The organism is Paenibacillus sp. MY03 (assembly GCF_002165585.1).
Lineage (GTDB): Bacteria > Bacillota > Bacilli > Paenibacillales > Paenibacillaceae > Pristimantibacillus > Pristimantibacillus agaridevorans.
The window spans coordinates 653257-677605 of sequence record NZ_MXQD01000004.1; the positions used below are offsets into that span (position 1 = coordinate 653257).

Consider the following 24349-nt stretch of genomic DNA (forward strand, 5'->3'; position numbering starts at 1 on the left):
CGCGCCACCTTTTTATGTTACGGCGATACCATCAAGCGATGGTCACCTTCGTGCTCATCGAAGATAATGCCGTCCTGTTTGTATTTTTTAAGTATGAAAAATGTCTTGGTCGACAGCACCGCATCAATCGGCGAAAGCTTGTTCGATACGAACGAGGCGACCTCCTTTAAATTTTTGCCTTCGATCTCTACAAGCAGGTCGTAAGCGCCGGACATCAAGTACACGGATTTCACTTCCGGATACAGATAAATGCGTTCGGCTATGCCCTCGAATCCTCTGCCGCGCTCCGGCGTAATTTGGACCTCGATCAGTGCCGTTACCTTTTCGTCGTCTACCTTGCTCCAATTGACAACGGTGGCGTATTTCACGATGATATGGTTTTCCTCCATCGCCGCGATGGCTTCCTTCACGTCTTCCAAGGGTACGCCTAACATCGTCGCGATCAACTCCGCGTCTCTGCGGGCGTCTTCCTTCAGCAGCTCCAACACTTTTAATTGCAGTTCCGTCATTCCACTACTCCTTCCGGCTCGCGATCCAAGGTTATAACGAATATTTTACAAGAAATACTCGGTTCCTGCAAAGGAAAAAAGAAAAGACCCCGACGGGGTCTCTAATTGAAATAAGACTGATGCTGCGATTGGCTTCCCTGCTGCTGCCCGCCAGCCGGCACATACATGGACTGCTGCTGACCGCCCAGATTCTGCTGAAGGAACTGCTTCGTTTGCTGCTGTGTCTGTTTATACTGCTGCGCCTGCTTGTCCAGTTCCTGACGAAGCGCCGGAGATGCCGTATTATACATATTCGCCTGCTGCATGGCCGTAAACAGCTGGCCTTGCGCGTTTAGCGTGTTGTTGAGCAGCTTCGTAAACAGCTGTCTCATGTCCGGGCATGTGGATTCCGTTGCTGCCGTTGCATATTCGCGAACAACCCGCTTGAGATCGGACAGCACGATGGAAGCCAAATCCTCTTCCGATAAAAGTTGCTTGTTGGCTTGATGGTTCATTGATTATCCCTCCACAAGTATTGGTTGCTTGACTCCGACCTCTTATTGCGGCTGCGTAGGAGCCACTTGCTGATGATGCTGGATGGCATGCATCAGCGAATCGTAATGTTGTTGATGCATGCTGATCATCTGCGTGCAGCAGTTGCGGATTGCCGGCGTCATGGACGCCGCTACGACTGATGCGCATTGCTTCATCAGCAGGTCCTCGTTCGACATGGAATCCGCTACGTATTCCAGTTCTTTGGCTGTCATTGGCTGTAACAAGGTGAAGCCTCCCTTATCCTGAATGGTGAAGATGTTTGGCCCTCGGAGCGCAAACATCTTATCTTGCCTTCCGTATTATGAGCCAAATCCTCCAAATTATGCTCCCTTCCTCAAAACAAACTTGCCGGAGTCGGTCAGCCTGAATTCCACCTTGATCTCCGCAAGCGTTCCTTTATTCGGAAGCCAATCTTTCTTCTCGATGTGTTCGTGCCAATAACGGTTATGGTAACGATACAGATAATGCTCGAGCTCCAGAAAGTCGACTCCTCTTTCCCTTCCCGTATCAAACAGCGATTGGATCTGACCTCGTACAAGCTCTTCTATGGAACTCTCGATTCCCTCCTTCGTCATCTCGCTGTCCATTTCGATTAGCGATCCCGAAAGCTTAAGTGTAATCGTAAATCGTGGATCTCCTCCCGTCTTGGAGACCTCAAGGCTGGTCTTGGCATGTCTGACCGATACGGTGCCCTTCGATCCCCCCTGTCCCGCCTCCACGAACACTTGCTTGAACTCCGGATTCAACCAACGGAGCCCTATAACGGTCTTTTCCGAGAAGTACCCCTTGTACTTAAAATCCTTGTAGACCAGCACCCCCGATATGAGCTGGGTTGGGATAGGCTTTCCCCTCTTGCTCCAAGGAATTCTGCTGCTGTTGATGACGGGAAGAAGCGTAAGTTCCTTCGGTTCCCTTATGGTCTGAACAGCCAGTTGCATCTGAAGCGGTTCGATGAACGTGTATTGTTCTTCATGCGGCTGGGGCATGTAGAGAACGCTATAGAGCGGCGATTGGTTAAAAAAGTTCTCTGTATTCAATACATTCTCGATATCGTCCGTTGTCCCAAAAATAAGCGAAGTGTACCTCGAAGCCCTATGACGATTCAGCGCGTCCAAGACATCTTCGATTTGATCTGCGGCCCGCTCATGGATGAGCACGGTCTTGAGATGCTCCAGATTAAGAGTCGCATATCCAGAACGCATCAAATCGTAGAACGCGAGCAGCGTAGAATTACCACTGCCGGTGCCTACCCACGTCTCCGCCGGACTTGATCCCGGAGCCTCCGTCTTGGCCACGGAAGCGAAATTGATGATCTGGCCGTAGATGACGATCTTTTCGTCTACATAATCGATCCCGAGCGCCGACACATAACTAACGTCTTGCAGATTCACTTCGTCCCAACAGCCTGTAAGCATGGTGATAGAAGCAAGAGCAGTTGCCGTAATCCCGGTGCGGATCAAACGCGATAACGTAATCATGACCGCCTCGCTTTCTTATAAGAGGACCAAGGTTTATTAATTATGGCGGCTGCAACTTCCTTAAAGCGAATAGGCGCCAGAGGAGCCATATACGGCTGACCGAATGATTCCAGCGAGCACATGTATAACAGAACCGAGAACATCGATACGAAATAGCCGTACATGCCGAAGATGGAGGACAGAATCAGTACGTAGAACCGAATAACGCTGACGGAGCCGGCTAACGATTGGTTAACCAGCGTAAATGTCGACACGGCAGAGACAGCCGCGACGACCAACATCGTCGGCGATGTCATCCCGGCTCGGATCGCGGCATCACCGATGATCAGTCCCCCGACAACAGATACGGTCTGGCCTACAGGACGAGGCAGCCGAACGCCGGCTTCCCGGAACAGTTCGAACATACCCAGCATGAGGAACATCTCCATCGTGGCGGAGATAGGCAGTCCGATTCGCGACATGGTTACGGTAGCAAGCAGAGTAAATGGCATTTGATCCGTATTGAAAGAACAAATCGCTACCCAGAAGCCAGGCAGGAACATGGCGACAAACAAGCCGATAAAGCGAAGCAGCCTCTCCATCGTGACGTAATAATAAGGGAGGTGTGCGTCTTCAGGCGATTTGATGAGCAATGTCATGTTGCCAGGAGCAATCAGGGCGGCCGGCGTGCCATCCGCAACGATCGCGACCCTTCCTTTCATCAGAGAATGGACGACGAAGTCGGGACGGCCCACGTAATTCATAAGCGGAAACAAGGATTTGGGCCTGTCGCTGATGAGCTCCTCCAGCTCTCCAGCCCCTTGCAGACTGGGGATCAGGATGGAACGAAGCCGTCGCTTCGCCTCCTCCACCAATTCCGGTTTGGCTTGATCGATCATGTAGAGAAACCCTATCTCCGTCTTGGTCTCCGTCCCGATGATAAAATACTCTACGTGCAGGTTTGGCGTCCTCAATCTCATGCGAATCAGGGCGATATTGACCGACAGCTTCTCCACGAAGCCGTCCCTCGGTCCCTTAAGAGATAACTCCATTGTAGATTCTTCGGGATTGCGGGAAGGCAAGCTTGCGATGTTGAACTCGTAAAACGATTCCCGATCGGAAAATAGAAGGATAACGGTGCCGGCGAACAGGCACTCGAACAGCCGGTCTCCGTCACCTTCTGTTTCGTTGAACATATCGCTTGGATGGCGGCTCCATAATTCCGCAGACTCGCCATATGGAGCGGTATGCTCGGTACGCCCCTCGATTTCGTCGGTTTGCTTATATCCGTAACCGTGCGCGTTGCCCGTACGGAATGTCGATGTATGCTGCTTCCAATTTTCCAGCATAGGAATAAGACCCATCTGGAACATTTGACCGTCAACCATGCCGTCGCAATAATACAATTCGCACTGAATGCCTGACTTGTCTTCGACGTCGGGAACGCGCAGGACATGCTGGAAAACGTCCTTGCACGGTTCGATGAGCTCGCGGAATCTCTCTCTGCTAATTCGCTCGCTTCTTTCATTGCCGCTCGTCTCATTCCGCTGATCCAGCTCCCGTCCGTCCATTGCCGCTCCTCCTTGCTTTAACAAATGTTAGCCCGTATACGACGAGTACCATAGTGCAAGACACGATGCCTCCATAGGTATATGAAAATCTGAGCACCCGAGCATAATCGACCATATTATGGACCCAGTACAGGGACACTCCGCCAACCATCGTCCCAATTAAGACTAGGCCGATGCTTTTCCGCTTCATCCTCCCGATTGGACTAAACTCTGCGATCAAATAAATGCAGAGCGATATACGAATCATCGAGCCGGACAACCACTGGTAGATCGCAAAAAAATCGACGTGCTCGAAATAACGCCCGATCGTGACAAGTCTCCACTGCGAGAAAGCCGGATACCTCATCTTCTCTGCTTCAAAGGGACCGAATTCCGATATCGCCCCCGTTACCGGTCCGACTGCAAGCAGCGCCAGGAAGGCGACAAGCACAATCAGATGCCAGCGCTTGAAGGAGGACCTGAAGTGATGCTGCATAAGCAGAAGCAGGAACAACTCGCCGAACGCAGTAAGAGAAAACAACGAAGCTTGCAAGACCGGGGACATGCCATTCTCGAGCATGGGAAGCAGATAGCGGTAATCCTTGTGCGGCATATTGGCCGACATGACAAAGTCGCCAACAAGGACCACAACGGGAAGCAGCAAGCAACTGACGAATGCAATCGTTCGCAGCCCCAGACTCGCCGCAAACACGCATAAGCCGATAAACACCATTAGAACCGCTATGGGAGGCGTACTGCTAAGATACGTTGTCTCCGCCCAAGAGACTGTTATGATTAGCGTTTCCGTTGCCGTCGTGAACGCGAACAGCATCATGTACCCAATGAATATCCAGACGACGGGCAAGGGGAGTCGATCCTTCATCCAGTGGTCAAGCCGCATGCCCTGCAACTTGGACAAGGCTCTATAGAGCGGTATGGCCGTCCAGGGCAAAATGAAGATTAGTGCGACGAAAACCGCCATCCAGGCGTCTCTGCGTGCGGCGCTCAAGATAAGCGGTACGACGAGTACGTGATTTACGAGACCAACGGATAAAACCATAATGCATGCGGCCGGAAATATGCCGAACGGCTTGATTGACATATGGCACTCACTTCCTTACAACCAAAGGTTGCCCAGAACTGGTGGCCTGAATGCATGCAATTGAGGAATATTTCCTTTCATTTAAAGAAGCCAGCCGGTCTGCAGACCGGCTGGCTGTCGTGAATATATTCGCCTGTAAGCTACTCGAATAGGCCCATGCTTAAATATCGTTCACCCGTATCCGGGGCGATACATACGACGCGCCGTCCTCCGCCCAGCTTCCGGGCGATTTTGAGCGCTGCCCAGACCGAAGCGCCTGAGGATGGACCCAGCAGCAGGCCCTCTTGTCTCGCGAGCGCTCTCATCGTGCTGATGGCATCCTCGTCGGAAACCTGTATGATTTCGTCGTAAACGGAAGTATTCAGAATGTCCGGAATAAAGCCGGGACTTGTGCCGACCAGCTTATGGGGACCTGGCTGCCCTCCGGAGAGGACGGGCGAGCCCTGCGGCTCCACGACGGCGACGTACAATTCCGGCAGCAGCTCTTTCAGCTTCTCGCCTGTACCGGTTATCGTACCACCCGTACCTGCCGTTGCCACGAACGCATCCAGCCTGCCGCCGGTCTGCTCCATAATTTCTAGCGCAGTCGTCCGGCGGTGAATATCGGGATTCGCTCCATTTTTGAATTGATTCGGAATAAAGCTTCCCGGGTGTTGACGCTGCAGCTCCTCCGCTTTGCGTATAGCGCCGGGCATCCGCTCGGCTGCCGGCGTAAGCTCTACCTTTGCGCCGTAAGCCTTAAGAAGCTTGATCCGCTCCGTCGACATATTATCCGGCATGACCAGAATCAGCTTATATCCTTTAGCCGCGGCATTCATCGCGAGACCGATTCCCGTGTTGCCGCTCGTAGGCTCGATTAGGGTTGCACCTGGATGGATCATGCCATCGCGTTCGGCTGCTTCGATAAGCGCGAATGCCGCCCGGTCCTTGACACTGCCGCTGGGGTTTAATTTCTCCAGCTTCACATAAACTTCGGCATTTCCGGGCTCGATGATCCGGTTTAAGCGGACGATCGGCGTTTCTCCGATTAATTTCGTAATATCGCTTACTGCTCTCGCCATTGTTTCAACCTTCTCCCATTGCTTACATGCCTTTTAATTGTAGTCTTGCAGGTCACAACTTGATTATGACGTTTTCGGCTTCGCCTTCCCTTTTATGCGGCTTCTCCTGTTCCCTTCTCGCACATCGCTATGCTGTTCTTGCAGGAATGGACGAATGAACCACCAGCCCGCGATCGGCACGACGCCGACTCCCAACAGCAGCCATGTGATCGCTCTCGGCGAATCCGTAATCGGCAAAACAATGAGATATGCCGACAAACCTGCCATACGTCCAAGCGTCAATCCCGCTTCCCTTAACACGACGAATTCCTCTCTATGGCTTGCGCTTTCCCTGGATTCGCCGATTAGATCGAAAACACGGGACGTCATCGGGATAATGTACAGCGGCATGAACAAAGAGGTGCCGATACCGAACATCAGCAAGGTCGTATACGAGACCTGCCAGAACAACGGCAGGATGACCAGGCTGATCATAACGACACCGATCAGCATGCCCGTCAAACGCCGATGCGGCTTCAGCCATTTGCCCACCGCCCAAAAGCTGATCAATGCAACAAAGGACGTTATAAGCGAATACGTACCTAGCTTGCTTTCATCCCTTGTGGCAATATAGACCGTCAGACCCACGAGAAACATAAACACGCCCTCCCGCACGCCTTGCGCCACGATGGCCGGGAACATTCGCCTCCATGAATTTCCTTTCGTGGAGAGCTGCCTCAAGCCGTACAGCCAATCATAAGTTCCTTCGGCCTTGCGTTTCTTCAACCAGAAGCTTAGCACGACGCTGGCCGCGAAGATGGCAAGCGAAAGGGTAAAAATGAGACGGTATCCCTTCTCTCCCTGCATGGTCGTAATCAGCAAGCCCGATATCCATGGCGCCAGTATGCCTGCCGTGGAACCAAGAAGACCAGCCCATCCATTGTAGGAATCCCGCGTGTCCGGTTCTGTTACTTCAAAGTAAACGACGTTGCAGGCAATCCAGAACATGCCCATCGCAATGCCGTTAAGGGCGCCAAGCGGGACGGCCCATGTCTTGGCGGCCGTGCCTAGCAGCAACACAGCGCAATAGAATACGCCCGAGAGCGCGATGCCGACCCTCAGGCTGTTCATCTTGTTGTGCTCCTTTACCCACTTGCCCACGACCCAAAAGGTAAGTCCGCCGAGTACAAATTGGGCGAAGGTAAACCAGCCGATCAGCATATACGACTCGCTTGCCTTCCATAGATAGACCGGCACAAACGTTCCCGAGAGCGCGTTCGCTACGCCGTACATCGCTTGGACGATCAGAAGCAGGGCAGCTTGTTTGTCTAATTTCGCCAAAACATAACCTCCTGCCGCAGCTTTATCCTGCGGCCATCGTAAATATGTTTTGTAAGATGCCCCGATTGCCGCTCACTATGCCCGTCCAATCTTGGAAGCTGCCCTCCTGACGGCTTCTATTCCCGCTCGGACAGCTTGCCCATCATATACTCCCGATCACTGGCACTCAGCTGCGAAGATGTTGCGAAGCAGGATGGACAGACGTACCAGATTATACGGAATGGCGATGGCAGAAACGGTTCTCCAATGACCTCGGGCGCAGCTGGCACGAAACCTTCTCCGCCCAGAACTTGCGTCCCCGCTTCCAACATATATTCCCTGCAGTTTGGACATTCCGGAACCTCGTACTGCGCCTCCGTGATCTCCTGAATGACGCCTTGCGCTGCTAAAGTGCTTCTGGTAGTTCCTATGTACCCTTCCTGCTCGGCGGCCCAATCCGCTTCGCTATCGTCGTCCGTGTCGTTCCATTCCGGAAGATCCATGTCCTCTTCATCTACGTCGTCACTTTCCCCGCCGTCTCCGATGCCGATGTTCATCGTGCGGTAGCCGCTCAGTTCGTTCTCGCAATGCGGGCAATGAGACTCCGGCCCAATCTCCTCATCCCAAGTAATCTCCGTCTGGCACCAAGGACAAATTTGCTTTTCTTCCATCGCTACAGTTCTCCTTCAATTCTCATCTAACATCCATCAAGTATTCATAACGTAAATAATACCGACCACAAAAAACAATATCGCCACGACAAGCAGCGTAATCCAAAGATACTTCATCTTCGGGAAAACCCCCTAATTCAATACAAAATAAAAGTTCAAAAATTTCGGTTTTCAGTACCGAGAAGATTGAATGAAGCTAGAAACTGAGGAACGGAGCGTAGCAGCGCTACGTGAGTACCGGAAGTTTCGGCTGAATTCAATATTCGATGTCGAATAAGCTTCTAGAAATACTTCGTAATGGAAAGCGGACTTTTTGAACTACCTCTCTAGTCGACGATGACGGTGGCTCCGATGATGTAGGAAAGCGATACGGAGATGATCATGGCGATCAACCCGACCGCACGGTTGTCGCGCGAGATCTCCTCGTCGATCCGGAAGACGGGGGTAAGGAACTCGAACAGGAAGTACGCCACGAGCAAAATAATAAAGCCGTACGCTCCCCAGATCAGACTTTCGTAGATGCTGTCGTTCGCTTCGACGGAGAAGCGGAAGATATTGCATATGCCGAATATTTTGCCCCCGGTTGCCATAGCCACCGACACGTTGCCTCGCTTGATCTCGTCCCAGCACTTGTACTTCGTCACCAGCTCGAACACCGACAGAAAAACGATCAGCGACAGCACGGTGACGGATACGAATACCAGCGAGGACGCATACGGATTGTTAAGCAGCTTATCGATCTCCGATTCCTTCATTACCCAAACCTCCTACTTCAGCTCGGCAACTGTAACCCCTATGCCGCCTTCGCCGTAATTGCCGTTCCGGAAGCTCTTCACATGGGTGTGCTTGCGCAAATACTGCTGGATGCCCGTGCGAAGAATGCCCGTCCCCTTGCCATGAATAATATAAACCTGACCGAATCCCGACAGGAACGACTCGTCCAGGAACCGGTCCACTTCCATGATGGCTTCCTCCAGGCTTTCGCCGCGCAGATCCAGCTCCATCTTGACGTTATCGTCGCGTGTGCGGTTCAAGCTCGCCCCTGACTGTTTAGGCTGAACGGCTTTGGCAGCGTCGGCCGCCTTCGGCTTGAGCAGCTCCATATCATCCAGCGCGACCTTCATCTTTAGAATGCCAAGCTGTACGGTGGCGTCCGAGCCGTGCACCTCGAGCACGGAGCCCTTCTGGTTCAAGCTGTACACCATTACCTCGTCGCCAGGCTCGATCTTGCCTTGTTTGCCCGCCGACTTGACTTTCTTGGTCTGTACCTGCGGAGACGCCTCATCAAGCTTCCGCTTTGCTTCGATCAGCTTATGCTCCTTGACCGAAGCGCCCTCCTCCATCGCCAGCTTGCGCAAGTCGGCGATAATGACCTCCGCCTCCCGCTTCGCCTTGGCGACAGCCTCCCTTGCTTCTTCCTGCGCCTTCAGCAGCAGCTTCTCCTTCTGTTCCTCGAAGCGAAGACGCTCCTCCTCGTGCTTCGCGCGTTGCGCCTCCATCTGCTTCCGCAGCGCCTCCGCGCTCTGACGTTCCGATTCGGCGCTGATCCGGTTCTCCTCCAGCGACGCGATCATGTTCTCCACGCGCAGATCCTCTTCGCTGACCTCGCCTCGCGCATGATCGATAATAGAACGCTGCAGGCCCAGCCTCTCCGCGATCGCAAACGCATTGCTTCGTCCCGGCACGCCGACCAAAAGCCGGTATGTTGGACTTAAGGTCGCGATGTCGAACTCCATGCTGGCGTTAATGACCGACTTGCGATTATAAGCATAAGCCTTGAGCTCGCTATAATGCGTCGTCGCGATAATACGGCTGCCCCGAGCATGAATATGCTCCAAAATCGCAATCGCCAGAGCGGATCCTTCCGCGGGGTCCGTTCCTGCTCCCAACTCGTCCAGCAGCACAAGGCTCTTGGCGGTCATGGAGCCCAAAATGCGAATGATGTTCGTCAAATGGCTGGAGAACGTACTGAGGCTCTGCTCGATACTTTGCTCGTCGCCGATATCCGCGTAGATGGCATCAAAGACGCATAACTGACTGCCATCCTCGGCTGGCACGAACAATCCCGACATTGCCATCAGGCTTAACAGGCCCACTGTTTTGAGCGATACCGTCTTGCCTCCCGTATTGGGACCCGTCACGATAATAGCCGTGTAGTTATTGCCGAGCTCGACGTCGAGCGGAACGACCTTATCCTTATCGATCAGAGGATGCCGGCCGCGCTTCAGCTTCAAAAACCCTCTGTCGTTCATTCGAGGCTGGGTTGCCTTCATCTCGTGCGCCATTCTTGCTTTCGCGAACGCGAAGTCCAGCTCGGCCAGCAGCTCCAGATCGATCAGCAGCTCTTCCCCATGATCGGCGGCTTGGGCCGTAAGCTTCTGTAAAATTTTCTCAATCTCGCGCGTTTCGGCTGCCCGCGTCTCTCTGAGCTTGTTGTTCATCGCTACGATAGCTTCCGGCTCGATAAAAAGAGTGGCGCCCGATCCGGATTGATCGTGTACGATCCCTCCAAAGCTGCCGCGATATTCCTGCTTTACCGGAATGACATAACGGTCGTTGCGCAAAGTAATCAACGTGTCTTGCAGCATCTTCTGCACGCTTGACGAGCGGATCATATTCTCGAGTTTCTCGCGAATGCGCCCCTCGCCGCTCCGCAGCTCCCTTCGGATCGAAGCAAGCTCCGGGCTGGCATGATCCAGCACTTCCCCGTTCTCGTCGATGCAGTCCAGGATGGCGTCTTCCAGCGGCTTATGCTCCGCAAGGCCGGATGCCGTCGTGGACAACATCGGAAGCGGATGCTCGTCGTGAATGCTCTCGATATGACGTTTCACCCTGCGGCCGCCGCGTGCAGTCGAGGCGATATCGAGCAGCTCTCCGGGATTTAAGGTGCCTCCGATTCTAGCGCGAAGCAAGGACGGACGGATATCGACGATGCCGCCGAACGGCGCGCTGCCCTTAAGTCTGTCGGCCGCATAAGCTTCGTCCGTTACCTGCAGCAGCGCCTTCACGGACTCGAGCTTCGTTTCCGGCTGCAGCGCCTCCGCGATGCTTTTGCCCAGCGACGTGCTGGCATGCTTCGTTAATTTATCTATAATTTTGGGATACTCAAGCGTTGTCAATATTTTGGAATCCAACAAATAACACTCCTCTCGCCCTTTTATTATAGCCGAACCTTGAACGCGATGCACGATTCGGCGCATCTTTGAATACGGGTATTGCCGCCTTCACATGAATTGATGAAATTATGACCATACTAAGTTCAGCAGCAACCGTTCCATCTCCTGTTTCAGGGCAGACTTTATATGGCTTCGCCTGCAGCTTCACCATTCCACGAAGGAGGTAATGCATGTGACTTTTCTAGGCCATGTCGTTAGGTTTATCGTTTCCGCGCTTGTCTTGATGCTCGTAGGGTTTATCGTGCCGCAGTTCAGCGTGGGAGGCTTCTGGAGCGCCTTCTTCCTGGCGCTTGTCATCGCAGCATTGGGCTGGATTATCGAAGGCATCTTCGGCAAAAAGGTTACGCCTTTCGGTCGCGGCATCGTCGGCTTCATAGCCAGCGCGGTCGTCATCTGGCTTGCCCAGTTCATCGTCGGAGGCGTCACTGTCACTTGGCTCGGCGCGATTCTGGCCGCGCTTGTTATCGGGATTATCGATTTGTTTATCCCGGTAAGCACGCCTTATGAAGCCGGTCGCAATCGCCACGATTAATCAGAGCTTCGCCCGCGCCGATCGCGATGATCGCCGCAACGCAATGGACAGCAAGATCGCTGCCGGATGACAAACCTTTGCCTGCCAGAAAAAGGGGCAAAGGTTTGTTTTCTTTTTTATTATATAGGAAGAGGACGCGGAGCCGTTTCACCTTGCTAACAATTTTGTCAATCCTTTGTCAAGGAGTTGTCACCTGTTCTCCTTTATCATGTCCAATATTAGGATACAATGAAAGGGTAAGAATATTTATAGCCATTCAAGAGGTTGTTCAAAAAGTCCGCTTTTGATCACGAAGTATGCCATGAAGCCTACTCGACATCGAATATGGAACGCAAACGAAACTAAGCGAATGCTTTCGAAGTATGTTTCCTCCGGAAACATTGCAGGTGCTCACGTAGCTTCCACTACGCTCCGCTCCTCAGTTTCTACTTGCATTCCATCTTCTACAGCGTTTTTGAAAAAAACGCAGCATCGGAAGCATACGCTATTGTGCTGAAAACCGAACTTTTTGAACTCGAACTTTAAGGCTGAAAGGGGATATCGATTATGAAAAAATGGATCGTATTCGCATCCATTCTAACATTGGCTCTGGTCATCGCGGCTTGCGGAGCCAATAGCGGGGGAAGCAACGGCGGAAATAGCGGGGATGTGGTAGCCGTTGATGCTGCCGTAGAGCCGGCTTCCGAAGTCGTTGTGACCGCATCCGATTGGAAATTTGATCAGCAGGAGTATCAGATCAAGGCTGGAGAGCCGGTTGCTCTGACATTGAAGTCCGTTGGCGGCGTTCACGGCGTGCAAATTTTGAAGACCAAACATACGATTGGCAACAACGAATCCGTTACGCTTCAATTCGACAAGCCAGGCACTTACGATATCATTTGCAACGTGCCATGCGGCGGCGGCCATGCCAAGATGAAAGCGAAGCTGGTCGTTACCTAACAGCACCAAATACCATTTACCCGGAGCCGCGCGCAGCTTTCGATTGCTGCCGCAGTGCTCCGGGTCTATTATTTTATACATAAGATTTATCAGGAATATTTGGCTTCACGGTCAAAAAGTCTGATAGCCCCTTGCCTTCCATTGGGCTTGCCGCTTTGATAAGATGGACACATTACCAGTGAACGGGAGGAATGCTTGTGGGAGCTATGAATACTCGAATTGCCTTGATCAGCGGGGCCGGAACGGGATTGGGGCGCGCGACGGCAATCGCCTTCGCTGCGGAAGGAGCGGAAGTCGTGCTGTTGGGACGCCGCCGCGATAAGCTGGAGGAGACGGCCGCCCTCGTGCAGGACCGCACGGGTAAAACGGCGCTCGTGTTAAAGACGGATGTCACGGAAGAATCGCAAGTCACGGATGCTATTCGCACAACTCTTAAGCGTTACGATCGCATCGACGTGTTGCTTAACAATGCCGCTATCCTGGAGTCGGGCTCCGTTGCCGAGTTGTCCGCAGACGATTGGCAGAAGCAGATCGACACGAATCTGACGGCGCCGTTCCTGCTCACGAAAGCCGTTTTGCCGGCCATGCGCAAGCAGAAGTACGGACGCATCATTAATATAACATCGAGCTTGTCTAGAAATGGCGCAGGCGGTTATGCCGCTTACAGCGCCGCAAAGGCCGGACTGGAGTCATTGACGCGCTCCATCGCCGACGAGGAGCATGAGCACGGCATTCTGGTCAACCTTTACAACCCCGGCACGCTCCGCACGGAGATGCACGCCACGGGCAAGGATCCAGCCATCGTGACGCCCGATATCGTCCGTCTTGCGAGCCTCTCCTTCGGAGGACCGACGGGAACGATCCATTCCTACGGGTAATCGCAAGCGTCTGCCCTACCCAAAGGCCGGTAGAATAATAACCGATTCAGCTTGGGAATATGGAACGCGAGGATCAGGGTTGTTCCCGGGCTGAAGAGGGTGGCCGTTTCCAAACCTAATCGCCCCGGATCATCCCTCTTTAATAATATGGTCTGCCGTACGGAAGGCCAGCGCCATAATCGTCAGCACCGGGTTAACGCCCCCGTTCGTAACATGCAGCGAGCCGTCGCTCACCCACAGATTGTCATAGCCGTGTACGCGTCCCGTTGGATCGGTGACCGATGTCAGAGGGTCGTTACCCATCCGCAGCGTGCCCGCTTGATGCTGCCCCCCGCTTAGTCCGCCTCCCGGCCGGGTTCTCCATACCTCTCTCGCGCCCGATGCCCACAGCCATTTCTCCGCTTGCGCGCCCAGCATTTCCGCTGCCCGCAACGATTCGGGATGCACGCCTCCTGAGAGCGCGGCTACCGGAAGACCAAACGCATCTCTGACCGTCCGCGATAGACGGACTCTGGATTCGGCGCTCGGAATCTCCTGAATCGGCCCCTGGATCTGGCTGGTGCGAGAATAGCTTTCCCGCATATGTACTTTGCCTGCCCGTCCCCATCGGATCGCGTTCGGAGACAAGGCTCGATACCAATGAACAAGCGGCAGCCGGGTGAAGTCGTTAGCCAGCAGCCCTCCTCCGATAATTCCATTCTCCGGATGATGGTCGAATCGCAAAGTTGCGATACTGACACCCGGGCCTAATCCGTCCTGCAAAGGTTCGTCGAACAAGCCGTATGCGCCGGAGTAGACATGACCTTGCAAATGTCTTCCCACTTGCCCGTTCCGATTGCCGATTCCTTCGGGCTCGGAATCGCTGCCGGAATTGAGCAGGAGACGCGCGCTTTCGATAGCCCCTGCCGCAACGACAACCTGGCCCGCTCGCACCTGTCTTCGCTGGATGATGCCATTCTCGAGACGCGCAAGACGAACTCCCGTCGCATGTTTTCCTCCCTCCGTATCGATGCGCTCCGCCAACGTGTCACAAACGAGATCGCAGTTGCCGGTGGCCATCGCCCTTGCCAGCATCGTATTATGCCCGCCATTTTTGCTGTTGGTCGGACAGGCAAAGCCCACGCATTCCCCGCAGCGTCCGCATGGTTGCCGGCCGTCCCGTTCAACCGAGTTGATCAGAAGCGGTACCGCCCCGGTTGCCCATCCCAGCTTGTTCGCTCCCCGAGCGAGCGCTTCCGCCTCCGTCGTAAATGGCAGCGCGGGCATGGGATAAGCGCGCGTACGCTTGCCTCGTCCCGGATGAGCATTACCGTCGCCCGAGACGCCTACTTCCCACTCTGCCCGATTATAGTAAGGCTCTAGATCCTCGTAAGTAATCGGCCAGTCGCTGAGCGAGCTCCCCTCCGGTATGCCATACCGGCTCGCCATTCGAAAGTCCTCGGGATGGAACCGCCACGCCTGCGCGCCATAGACGCGCGTGCCTCCCCCGAGCGTCATCGCGTTGTTGTGGTAATCTCCTTCGAACGGCGCTGTTATACGCTCTGCCCCGCTAGTCGTTGCAAAGGTGCGCGGATAGCCGACGGAATTCGGTCCCGTATTATGCCCGTATTTGCTAAACCGATGATTGCGCAAATGGTCCCTGCCGACCTCTTCGTAACGAAGCCAGCTTCCCCGCTCCACGACGAGCACCTGAAGCCCGGCCTCGGCCAATAGTGCCGCCGCCACGGAACCGCCCGCTCCCGCCCCGACGACTACGGCGTCGTATCTGTTTTTCAACTGGTCCAGAGGCGTCAGGATGAACTCGGGCTCATCGGGAGGTGTCCGCGTCGCCGAAGCCGTACCGGAACGGAATCCTATCATTTCCCAGGACTTTCCTCCAAGATTTCCGCCCGCCTCCGGACTTCCATAATAACCGTCGACGACCAGCTCCAGCACGGTGGAGAACAATAAGCGCGGCTCGGCCGAAGCCGGCCACCCCGGGTAGGAACCGCTCTCCGCGCCGCGCAGCAGCTCATCTTGTTCATCCTCAGTCAGCTTGACAAAGGGGGCTTTGTGCCGCTTTAATGCTTCCCCGTTCAACGCGCGAAGTCCCGGCTCGATGACGTCTGTCCAGACAACGGGTTCTTGCCCGGCGAAACGTTCCAGATAGGCAACGACTCCCGCTTCGGCCGCCGATGGCCACTCGTCTTTCGGAATCAATCGATTGGCAACCGCTTGTAACATTTCTGCAGCTTCATATTGGCTCATTGTCCCAATGCTCCTTCTTAGTGGCTGGTTGTGGGCGCAAAAAGACGCCTATTCCCTCCCGATGCAACCTGCACCGAGCTGGAATAGTCGTCCTTTAAGAGGTTGTTCAAAATGTTTTGCGCCTCATAGATTCGAACGCTGCCGTCAGCTTTGCTCGATCATCTCGATCCATTCGTTGAATTCCGACTGCAGCTTCGAGTATTCGCGGCTGAGCTTGTTGTGATCGTCGAGCAAAGCGGAATGTTGGTTAAGCAACGCTTCCGCGGATTGAGCCGCTTGATCCCGCTCCTGCTGAAGCTCGTTCAGCCGTTCCTGCCAATCCTCCTGCACGTCGACCGAGGCGGCAGCTTCGCGCATGGCGAGCTCCATCCGCTCGCGCAGCTCTTCTTCCATCGCGGCATAATCGTTGCCCGCCTTCTCCAGACGCGCCAGCTCCGTCTCAAGCTCGCGAATCGACTGCTCTTGCTGGGACAGCTGTTTCTCGGCTTGCTCGGAACGCTCCATTGCCGCTTCCAGCTGACCGTTAGCGATACGCTCCCTAGCCGCCAGCAATTCCAACTGAGCGATCAGTTCCTGCTCTTTGTGATCGCGATCCGCGGCTTCGGCCGTCAATCGTCCAAGCTCGGTCTCGTTCTCCGACAATTGTTGGCTTAACCGCTTGGATTCGGCAGACGCCGCTTTCCATTGCTCTTCCAGCTCCGCGGCAAGCTCCATGGCTTCCGACTCGTTGCGGCCTTGTTGCTCCGCAAGCTGACGCTCAAGTTCGGCCATTCGTTCGCCGCTTGCGGCAAGCCGCTCGGAGAGCTCGCGTTCGGCAAGGCCGCCCCGGGCCAATTGATCGACCAATTCCTGTTCGCGCTCTTCGCGCTGAGCCAATTGCGCGGATAGCTCTCGAACATGAGATTGAAGTTCGGCCAACTGCTGTTGCTGCTCCTGCTCGTTCGACTTCAACTCCGCCAATTGATTGGAAAGCTCCCGCTCTCGCGAAGTCAGCGCGGACAATTGCTCCGACAACTTCCGCTCGCTTGCGGAACGGGCAGCCAGCTCGGCGTTGAGCTCATGCTCGCGCGCATCCCGCTCATCCATCCAGACCTGTTCTTCCTTCTGCTGACGCGCTAGCTGCTCCGACAATTCGATCCATCTGGCCTCCGCCTCTTGCAGCTTCTCGGACAGCGTATGCTCCTGCGAAGTCAATTGGGCAAGTTGAACGGTCAAAGATTGCTCCTTGGTTTCCAGTTGCGTGACCAGCTCCGACAGCTCCAGCGCTTCGAATTCCGCTTGGTCCAATCTGGCCGTGCGCTCTGCTTCTTCCTTGGCTTTAAGGGCAAGCTGCTGCGACAGCTCAGCCGCTTTTGTCTCCGCATCCTGAAGCCGAGCGGTCAGCGATCGTTCTTTTCCGGTCACCTGATCAAGCTGCTCTTTTAACGCTTGCTCCCCGGCGGCAGCTTGCTGAAGCTGCTCCGACAAGGACTCTTCTAGCGCTATAAAAGCAAGGATCCGCTCCTGCAAAGATTGTTCGCCCGCCGTCAATTGGGCAAGTTTCTCGGACAGCTCGTTTTTCTCCGAATCCGTTTCGCTCAGTTGGCCGGTCAATGCCCGTTCGGCCGCCTCCAGCTGCGCCACTTGCTCCGACAGCTCCAGCGCTTCGAACTCCGCTTGATCCAGCTTCGCGGCGAGCTCGCTCTCGTCTGCCGATTTCTGCGACAGCTGCTGGGACAACGTTTCGGCTTTGGCTTCCGCTTCGCGGAGCTGGCCCGTCAGGGTAAGCTCCTTCTCCGCCAATTGCGCCAAAAGCTCGGCTTGCTCCTTGACCTTCGAGTCGGCTTCCAGCAATTGCTCGGACAGCGCATGTCTGGCGGCTTCCAGCTCGGCTTTGTGCTGGCTCAACGATTGTCCGCTGTTTTCCAGCTCGTTTACCTGCAGGGACAGTGCGTTCCCTTGCTCGGTCAGCTCGGCCAACTGCCCGACGAGCGATTGTTCTTTTGCCGACATTTCCTCGATCCGCGCGCTTAGCGCCTGCTCCCTGATCGTCAGCTCATCCACTTGCTCCGCAAGGAACTGCTCCTGCGAACGCGACTGCTGGATCGACTCCGATAACGATTGTTCCTTCGCCGTCAATTGCTCGATACGCTCCGTAAGCAACTGCTCGTTCGCCGACAGTTCCTCGATCTGCGCTGTCAACAATTGCTCCTGCGAACGCGACTGCTCGATCTGCGCTGCTAGCAGTTGCTCCTGCGAACGCGACCGCTCGATCTCCTCCGCTAACGATTGTCCTCTCGCCGTCAGCTGTTCGACCTGTTCAGTCAACGAGCGTTCACGCGACTGCAACTGCTGGAGTTGCTCCGTCAGCGACTGCTCCTTGGATTCCAGCTGCGTCAACTGCTCCAGCAGTTCCAATGCTTCAAGCTCCGCTTGCTCCAGCTTGGACGCGACCGCTTGCTCCCCGGCGGATTTCGAAGCCAACTGCTCCGCCAGCGCTTGTTCATTGGCAGCCTTGCGTTCCAGTTGCTCCGCCAGCGCTTGTTCATTGGCAGCCTTGCGCTCCAACTGCTCCGCCAACGCTTGTTCATTGGCAGTTTTGCGTTCCAGTTGCTCCGCCAGCGCTTGTTCATTGGCAGCCTTGCGCTCCAACTGCTCCGCCAGTTCCGCCGCATTCGCTTCGAGCTCCTCAACCATCGTCAACAGCATTTGCTCTTCTGCGGATTTACGCTCCAACTGCCCCGCGATTTCCGCATTCCTTTGGTTTTCCGCCAATAACTCGGCTTCTCTTTCCTGCTGAGCGATAGAAAGCTTGCTCTCATGCTCTTGGGACAATGCCGCCAGCTTGCTCTCGTAATCCAGCTTCAAGGAAGACAACTGCTCCTCGTAGCCGGACGCGCTGGCTGCCTTCTCAGACGCAAGCTCTGCCAGCCGCTCCTCGGCAACCTCCATTTGCTCGATCCATTCTTCCCGCTCCTGCTGGAGCTGCGATAGGGATGAACGCAGAATTTCCTCCTGCTCCATCGCGGCCATTATTCCTTCGTCCGCAGCCTGTATGCGCTGTTCGGCGGCTTCCTTATCCGCAAGGCTTTGTTGTTCCAGCTCGGCAATCCGGGTCAGCAGCTTATCGCGATCCTCCAGCCAGCCGCTTCGCCTGCGCTCCAGCTCCGAACGCCGTTCTTGCTCGACCTTCTCCAGCTCCGCTCTCCAAAACGTCTCGCGTTCCTCCGCTTGCCGATTTTGTTCTGCTGAGGCGGCATCGACTGACGACGTCCATTCGGCTTCACGAAGCTCCCATTTCCGCTGCCATTCCGCCAGAAGCTTTTCCCGCTCCTCGTCCTTTTCCATGGAAAGTTCGGCAAGCGCCTGCTCCCGTTGCTGCGCCAGCTCGATAACCGCGCGTTCCTTGGCTGCAGAGATGTCGGCCAGCTCCAGCATGACGGCATCCTTCTCGCCCACCAGCTTGGCGACAATGGCAGCCTTGTCCCTCTGTACCTGTTCGATCGCTCGTGCCTGCTCGTTCTTGAGCTCCTCCACAAGCTGCTCATGATCTTGCATAAATGCAGCCAACAGCTGCTCCTGCTCCGTCTTCAGCTCGACGATCGCTTGCTCCTTCTCTTGCATCAAGCCTGCAACCGTTTGCTCCTTTTCCAATGTCAAAGAGGCAATCTTTCCGTCACGGTCAGCCTCCAGCTTGGCCAGCTCCGTCTCCAGCCGACTTTTAAGCTGCAGCAGCTCCGCTTTGCTCTCCGCAATCAGACTGTCGCTGACACGCTGCAGCTCGGCCTCATGCTCCTCCCGCAGCTGCTTCAAGCGTTCCTCCGCCAAACGCAACGCTTCGCTGTGGGCAGCCTCGTCAGCCTGCTTTTGCTCGTCCGCAAGCGCAAGCAGCTCCGCCAGCTCTTGTTCCGCCTTTTCCTGCGCCTGCAGCAGCTTCGCTTCCGAAGCCTGCTTCAGCTCGGATAGTCCAGCTTCCAGCTCGGAGGTTTTGCGCGTCTCCGCTTCCAGTTGCTTGCTGATAACGCCAAGCCTGGCTTCTTCCTCCTGCAGCCGCGCATTGTCTTTCCGCAGCCGGAATACATCCTCCGTAATCTGCATGGCGCAGAGAACGGCAAGCTTTTGCATATCTAAACGAGGATACGTCTTCGCCAGCTTCTTCATGCTGTCGTCAATCGAGCTTGCAACCCTCTTCATATATTCTACATTGGAATGGCCTTTAAGCTTGTACTGAACACCATATATATCAACGGTTACAACGGTTTGATCTGCATCCACTGTGTCGTATCCTCCTATCGTCTCCATGTCGCAGATGCGCGCAAGAAAGCCGCATCGAAGTTCATGCTTGAACTAATTCGATGCGGCTGAGGTGGTTTCCTGCCTACTTCCGCAATTCTGCGCCAAAAGATTGTGTGAGGTGTCCGACGACCTCTGCATGCAGCGCAGTTACCTCTTCGTCCGTGAGCGTACGCTCCGCATGACGGTATACAAGCGACAAGGCAACGCTCTTTTTGCCGGCGCCCAAACGCTCGCCCGTAAAGACGTCGAACACGGAGATGGACTCCAGCAAAGCGCCTGCCGTGCGTGTCGCGGCGGCTGTCAGATCGCCCGCAGCGACGTCCGAGTTTACAACGACAGCAATGTCGCGTTCCATCGCCGGATAACGCGGCAGCGTGCGATAGACGATGTCGAAGTCCGCATATTCGTAGACGGGTTCAAGCTCAAGCTCTACAACGTACGTATCCGCGAGCTCCCACTCCAGCTGGCTTGCCGGGTGAAGCTGCCCGACGTAGCCGATTATCGAAGGTCCGGATTCCGTATCCAGCACAATCGCGGCCGTACGGCCCGGATGGAAGTGCTCCGGCTGTGCCGGCGCGTAAGTCAGCTTGCCGGCGATGCCAAGCACGGAAGCAATGGTCTCCACAATGCCTTTGGCATCATAGAAGTCGTAAGCCGCCGCTTTGCCGTTCCAGCTGCTTTGGACCCGATTGCCTGTCAGAAGCGCGGCGAACCGATGTTTTTCGCGAGGCAGACGGGTCAACGTCTCCTCGTCCGTATGGAACACGCTGCCGATCTCGAACAACGCGGCGGATTCGTTCTTGCGATTGCGGTTGTAGACGGCTGTCTCTACCAACTGTGCCAACAGCGTTGTACGCAGCACGCTGCGCTCCTCGCTCATTGGCATCGACAGACGCACCGGACGCGCACCTTCCGACAATGCCGGGAACATCTCCGTGCGGGCCGGGCTCGTGAACGAATAGCTGATGACCTCGTTTAGACCGGAATCCGCCAGACGTTTGCGCAGTTCGCGCCGAATGGCCTGCGGCTTCGTCAACGAGCCCGGAATCACGTCGCCGTGAATCGGCGTAGTCGGGATATTATCGTACCCGTGCAGACGGGCGACTTCCTCAATGATGTCGACCGCTCTCGTAATATCGCCGCGGCGCGCTGGCACCTGAATCCGGAATGCGTCGTCCGCGCCGAAATCATAGTCGAACCGCAATCGGCCCAAGATGGAGCGGACTTCGAGGCTCGACAGCTCCGTGCCCAGATAACCGTTGATCCGCGCGAGAGTTACTTCGACTACAGCTTTCTCCGGCGCCTTGGCAGCAGCTTGCACGATGCCGTCCGTTACGAGACCGGAAGCCAGTTGCGCGATCAATGATGCGGCGCGATCCAATGCCGGAATGACGCTGGCCGGATCCACTTCCTTCTCGAAGCGGATGCTGGATTCCGAGCGAAGACCGAGCTGGCGCGACGTCTTGCGAACAATGCCCCCGTCGAATCTGGCCGATTCCAGCAAAATATTCGTCGTGCCCGCCGTAACTTCCGTGCTTGCGCCGCCCATAACGCCCGCAAGCGCGATCGGCTCATTGCCGTCGGTAATGACCAGCATATGCGGCTCCAGATGGCGCTCTTGGTCGTCAAGCGTGATCAGCGTCTCGCCTTCGCGAGCCATCCGCACTACGATTCGGCCTCCCGGCACTTTGTCGGCGTCGAAAGCATGAAGCGGCTGGCCGTATTCCAGCATGACGAAGTTCGTTACGTCCACGACATTGTTGATAGGACGTATGCCGGCAGCCATAAGACGGTTCTGCAGCCAGGACGGCGACGACCCGATCGTTACGCCTTGAATGTATCTCGCGGTATAGTGCGGACATTGCTCCTCGGCTTCGACAGCTACCGATACGAGCCCTTCCGTCTTCGCGGCGGCATCATGCACGGCGTTGTCCGGAAGCTTTACCTCCCGTCCGGTCAATGCGCCGACCTCGTAAGCAACGCCCAGCATGCTGAGGCAGTCGGAGCGGTTCGGCGTCAGATCGAGCTCCAGCACCTCGTCGTCGATGCCAAGCACGCTTGCGATTGACGCGCCGATGCGAGTCGATTCCGGCAGCACCAGAATGCCTTCCTGCTGCTCCTTCGGCAGCAGCTTGTCATTCAGACCCAGCTCCTTCGCGGAGCAGATCATGCCTTGCGATTCTACGCCGCGCAGCTTCGCGCGTTTGATTTTGAAGTCGCCCGGCAATACCGCGCCGATTACGGCGACGGGTACAAGCTGTCCCGCGTCAACGTTTTTGGCGCCGCATACAATCTGCAGTTCCTCGCCCGTGCCCACGTCCACCTTGCATACGTTAAGCTTATCGGCGTCGGGATGTTTCTCCTTGGACACGACATGGCCGACAACGACACCCGTGACGCCTTTGTTGCGGGATTCCACGCCGTCGATCTCAATGCCGCCGCGCGTCATGCGCTCAGCAAGCTCTTCGGCGCTTAGGCCGGATAGATCGATATATTCATTTAACCATTGATAGGATACTTTCATTTAGATACCGTCCCTTCTTTCGTCACATGCGGGCGAATTGGCCCAAGAACCGCAGATCGTTGCTGTAGAAATGGCGAATGTCGTCGATGCCGTATTTCAGCAGCGCAATCCGCTCCACGCCCATACCGAAGGCGAAGCCGGTCACTTCCTCGGGATCGTAACCGCCCATCTCCAGTACGCGCGGATGAACCATGCCGCAGCCCAGTATTTCAAGCCAGCCCGTCTGCTTGCACATCCGGCAGCCGTCTCCGGCGCATTGCACGCAAGTCACGTCTACCTCGGCGCTTGGCTCCGTGAACGGGAAGAAGCTTGGGCGGAGCCGAATCTGCGCTTGCGAACCGAACATTTGCTGAACGAATTGCAGCAGCGTTCCTTTGAGATCGCTCATCCGAATGCCTTTGCCAATAACAAGACCTTCGATTTGATTGAACTGGAACGAATGCGTGGCATCGTCGTCGTCGCGGCGGTATACTTTGCCTGGGCAGATGACTTTTACCGGCGTCATGCCTGCGCTAGCCTTCATCGTACGAACCTGAACCGGCGACGTGTGCGTGCGCATCAAAATTTCGTCCGTTACATAAAACGAATCCTGCATATCCCGCGCGGGGTGATTTTTCGGCAGATTTAGCGCCTCGAAGTTGTAGTAGTCTGTCTCCACTTCAGGACCTTCCGCGATCGTATAGCCGAGACCGATAAACACGTCCTCGATCTCCTGCGCCACTTTGTTCAGCGGATGTACGGAGCCCGTCGGCAGCTTCCGGCCCGGCAGCGTCACATCGATTGTTTCCTCGCGCAGGCGTCCCTCCGTCTCCTCGCGTTGGAATGCAATCTGCTTCTCTTCGATGACGGCTTCGATCGCGCCGCGCACCTCATTGGCCACGCCGCCGATGACGGGACGTTCTTCCGCGCTAAGCGCGCCCATGCCGCGCAATATTTCCGTCAAAGCGCCTTTTTTGCCCAAATATTTAACCCGCAGATCGTTCAGGGCGCCTTGCGACGCCACGGCCTGCAGCTCGCCGAGCGCCTCGGCGCGCAGCTCCTCCAGCCTTGCCTTCATCTTTCATCGCCTCCAAAAGTTTGTAACCCCTGCCTTCGCCCGTCTTGGCGGGCAACATCACACTGCTTGCCGCTGCGTCCCAAAGCTACACTGGAATTATGGACCGGACTCCGCAGCGAGCGTCGTCGTTTGTTTGCTTCTCCGTTTTCGCTAACCTAACGGACACCAGCGACGTTATTTCGCCCATACAGCGGCTTTCGAGAATCTAACGGACACATGAAACCTTATTCGTCCTCCGGAGAGCCTTTCAGCCTTCTGTCGCACCTAATAGCGCTTCCTATGTCCCTTACATTTGAAAACACATCGTTTTCATGGAAATAAGGTTCCTGATGTCCGTTAGCTTAAGCGCCCAATGCTGGAAAATCGTGCACATACGCACACTCTGTTGAACCAACGGCTAAACTTTTTTTCATGCCGCGCATCAATCCGACTACCGCCAACATCGTTACTCCAAGAGCGAACCAGCCAGCCAGCATTCTGACTCCAAAAGCACTTGACTGCATCAAGCGGTGTGAAACTCTGTTCTTTTCCAACAAAA

The 24349-nt window shown here is 55.3% G+C and carries 19 protein-coding genes; 3 read left to right on the forward strand and 16 right to left on the reverse strand.

Annotated elements, in window-relative coordinates; translation table 11 throughout:
- Positions 1 to 17: 17 nt before the first annotated feature.
- From B1748_RS05295 to B1748_RS05345, 11 genes are all read right to left on the reverse strand, one after another.
- Positions 18 to 509: an Lrp/AsnC family transcriptional regulator gene (locus B1748_RS05295; RefSeq protein ID WP_087566798.1), complete on the reverse strand. Its 492-nt coding sequence runs from the start codon at positions 507 to 509 to the stop codon at positions 18 to 20.
- A 101-nt stretch (positions 510 to 610) separates the two neighbouring features.
- Positions 611 to 1003, reverse strand: a complete 393-nt coding sequence (locus B1748_RS05300) for a spore coat protein (RefSeq protein ID WP_087566799.1) — start codon at positions 1001 to 1003, stop codon at positions 611 to 613.
- A gap of 42 nt (positions 1004 to 1045) precedes the next feature.
- Positions 1046 to 1267 carry a hypothetical protein gene (locus tag B1748_RS05305; RefSeq protein WP_246608550.1) on the reverse strand — a complete coding sequence of 74 codons (222 nt, stop codon included), beginning with the start codon at positions 1265 to 1267 and terminating at the stop codon, positions 1046 to 1048.
- 96 nt (positions 1268 to 1363) lie between these two features.
- Positions 1364 to 2521 carry a Ger(x)C family spore germination protein gene (locus tag B1748_RS05310; RefSeq protein ID WP_087566801.1) on the reverse strand — a complete coding sequence of 386 codons (1158 nt, stop codon included), beginning with the start codon at positions 2519 to 2521 and terminating at the stop codon, positions 1364 to 1366.
- Positions 2518 to 4071, reverse strand: a complete 1554-nt coding sequence (locus B1748_RS05315) for a spore germination protein (RefSeq protein WP_087566802.1) — start codon at positions 4069 to 4071, stop codon at positions 2518 to 2520. The genes B1748_RS05310 and B1748_RS05315 overlap by 4 nt, the downstream gene beginning before the upstream one ends.
- Complete coding sequence (locus B1748_RS05320; protein ID WP_087566803.1) at positions 4040 to 5152, reverse strand: endospore germination permease; 1113 nt, start codon at positions 5150 to 5152, stop codon at positions 4040 to 4042. Before B1748_RS05320 ends, B1748_RS05315 begins: the two co-directional genes overlap by 32 nt.
- 140 nt (positions 5153 to 5292) lie before the next feature.
- Positions 5293 to 6213 carry a cysteine synthase A gene (gene cysK / locus B1748_RS05325; protein ID WP_087566804.1) on the reverse strand — a complete coding sequence of 307 codons (921 nt, stop codon included), beginning with the start codon at positions 6211 to 6213 and terminating at the stop codon, positions 5293 to 5295.
- A gap of 63 nt (positions 6214 to 6276) precedes the next feature.
- Positions 6277 to 7533 (reverse strand): MFS transporter, encoded by a 1257-nt coding sequence (locus B1748_RS05330; RefSeq protein ID WP_256975534.1) that lies wholly within the window; start codon positions 7531 to 7533, stop codon positions 6277 to 6279.
- 116 nt (positions 7534 to 7649) lie between these two features.
- A complete protein-coding gene (locus tag B1748_RS05335; RefSeq protein WP_087566805.1) occupies positions 7650 to 8183 on the reverse strand; it encodes a hypothetical protein in 534 nt (177 codons plus the stop codon).
- A 326-nt stretch (positions 8184 to 8509) separates the two neighbouring features.
- The gene (locus B1748_RS05340; protein WP_087566806.1) at positions 8510 to 8938 is read right to left on the reverse strand and encodes a DUF350 domain-containing protein; all 429 of its coding nucleotides are present in this window, start codon (positions 8936 to 8938) and stop codon (positions 8510 to 8512) included.
- A gap of 12 nt (positions 8939 to 8950) precedes the next feature.
- The gene (locus tag B1748_RS05345; protein ID WP_087566807.1) at positions 8951 to 11317 is read right to left on the reverse strand and encodes an endonuclease MutS2; all 2367 of its coding nucleotides are present in this window, start codon (positions 11315 to 11317) and stop codon (positions 8951 to 8953) included.
- Positions 11318 to 11531: 214 nt separating this feature from the next.
- On the opposite strand from B1748_RS05345, the gene B1748_RS05350 reads away from it, so the two are divergent.
- The 3 genes from B1748_RS05350 to B1748_RS05360 all read left to right on the forward strand — a co-directional run bounded on the left by B1748_RS05350 (position 11532) and on the right by B1748_RS05360 (position 13708).
- Positions 11532 to 11891: a phage holin family protein gene (locus tag B1748_RS05350; protein ID WP_087566808.1), complete on the forward strand. Its 360-nt coding sequence runs from the start codon at positions 11532 to 11534 to the stop codon at positions 11889 to 11891.
- Positions 11892 to 12437: 546 nt separating this feature from the next.
- The gene (locus B1748_RS05355; RefSeq protein WP_087566809.1) at positions 12438 to 12830 is read left to right on the forward strand and encodes a cupredoxin domain-containing protein; all 393 of its coding nucleotides are present in this window, start codon (positions 12438 to 12440) and stop codon (positions 12828 to 12830) included.
- A 191-nt stretch (positions 12831 to 13021) separates the two neighbouring features.
- On the forward strand, positions 13022 to 13708 hold the full coding sequence (locus B1748_RS05360; RefSeq protein WP_256975535.1) for an SDR family NAD(P)-dependent oxidoreductase: 687 nt from the start codon (positions 13022 to 13024) through the stop codon (positions 13706 to 13708).
- Positions 13709 to 13837: 129 nt separating this feature from the next.
- On the opposite strand, the gene B1748_RS05365 is transcribed toward B1748_RS05360, so the two are convergent.
- The 5 genes from B1748_RS05365 to B1748_RS05385 all read right to left on the reverse strand — a co-directional run bounded on the left by B1748_RS05365 (position 13838) and on the right by B1748_RS05385 (position 24347).
- Positions 13838 to 15955, reverse strand: a complete 2118-nt coding sequence (locus B1748_RS05365) for a GMC family oxidoreductase (protein WP_087566811.1) — start codon at positions 15953 to 15955, stop codon at positions 13838 to 13840.
- Positions 15956 to 16099: 144 nt separating this feature from the next.
- The gene (gene zapA / locus B1748_RS05370; RefSeq protein ID WP_179215401.1) at positions 16100 to 20209 is read right to left on the reverse strand and encodes a cell division protein ZapA; all 4110 of its coding nucleotides are present in this window, start codon (positions 20207 to 20209) and stop codon (positions 16100 to 16102) included.
- A 103-nt stretch (positions 20210 to 20312) separates the two neighbouring features.
- Positions 20313 to 22754 (reverse strand): phenylalanine--tRNA ligase subunit beta, encoded by a 2442-nt coding sequence (pheT, locus tag B1748_RS05375; RefSeq protein ID WP_087566813.1) that lies wholly within the window; start codon positions 22752 to 22754, stop codon positions 20313 to 20315.
- A gap of 22 nt (positions 22755 to 22776) precedes the next feature.
- On the reverse strand, positions 22777 to 23811 hold the full coding sequence (gene pheS, locus B1748_RS05380; RefSeq protein WP_087566814.1) for a phenylalanine--tRNA ligase subunit alpha: 1035 nt from the start codon (positions 23809 to 23811) through the stop codon (positions 22777 to 22779).
- A gap of 341 nt (positions 23812 to 24152) precedes the next feature.
- Complete coding sequence (locus B1748_RS05385; protein WP_087566815.1) at positions 24153 to 24347, reverse strand: hypothetical protein; 195 nt, start codon at positions 24345 to 24347, stop codon at positions 24153 to 24155.
- Positions 24348 to 24349 lie beyond the last annotated feature (2 nt).

Excerpts from the sequence above, each read along its gene's own strand:
- B1748_RS05295 (WP_087566798.1), bottom strand. The coding sequence starts at position 509 with ATGACGGAACTGCAATTAAAAGTGTTGGAGCTGCTGAAGGAAGACGCC.
- B1748_RS05300 (WP_087566799.1), bottom strand. The coding sequence starts at position 1,003 with ATGAACCATCAAGCCAACAAGCAACTTTTATCGGAAGAGGATTTGGCT.
- B1748_RS05310 (WP_087566801.1), bottom strand. The coding sequence starts at position 2,521 with ATGATTACGTTATCGCGTTTGATCCGCACCGGGATTACGGCAACTGCT.
- B1748_RS05315 (WP_087566802.1), bottom strand. The coding sequence starts at position 4,071 with ATGGACGGACGGGAGCTGGATCAGCGGAATGAGACGAGCGGCAATGAA.
- B1748_RS05320 (WP_087566803.1), bottom strand. The coding sequence starts at position 5,152 with ATGTCAATCAAGCCGTTCGGCATATTTCCGGCCGCATGCATTATGGTT.
- cysK (WP_087566804.1), bottom strand. The coding sequence starts at position 6,213 with ATGGCGAGAGCAGTAAGCGATATTACGAAATTAATCGGAGAAACGCCG.
- B1748_RS05335 (WP_087566805.1), bottom strand. The coding sequence starts at position 8,183 with ATGGAAGAAAAGCAAATTTGTCCTTGGTGCCAGACGGAGATTACTTGG.
- B1748_RS05340 (WP_087566806.1), bottom strand. The coding sequence starts at position 8,938 with ATGAAGGAATCGGAGATCGATAAGCTGCTTAACAATCCGTATGCGTCC.
- B1748_RS05355 (WP_087566809.1), top strand. The coding sequence starts at position 12,438 with ATGAAAAAATGGATCGTATTCGCATCCATTCTAACATTGGCTCTGGTC.
- B1748_RS05360 (WP_256975535.1), top strand. The coding sequence starts at position 13,022 with ATGCTTGTGGGAGCTATGAATACTCGAATTGCCTTGATCAGCGGGGCC.
- B1748_RS05365 (WP_087566811.1), bottom strand. The coding sequence starts at position 15,955 with ATGAGCCAATATGAAGCTGCAGAAATGTTACAAGCGGTTGCCAATCGA.
- pheT (WP_087566813.1), bottom strand. The coding sequence starts at position 22,754 with ATGAAAGTATCCTATCAATGGTTAAATGAATATATCGATCTATCCGGC.
- pheS (WP_087566814.1), bottom strand. The coding sequence starts at position 23,811 with ATGAAGGCAAGGCTGGAGGAGCTGCGCGCCGAGGCGCTCGGCGAGCTG.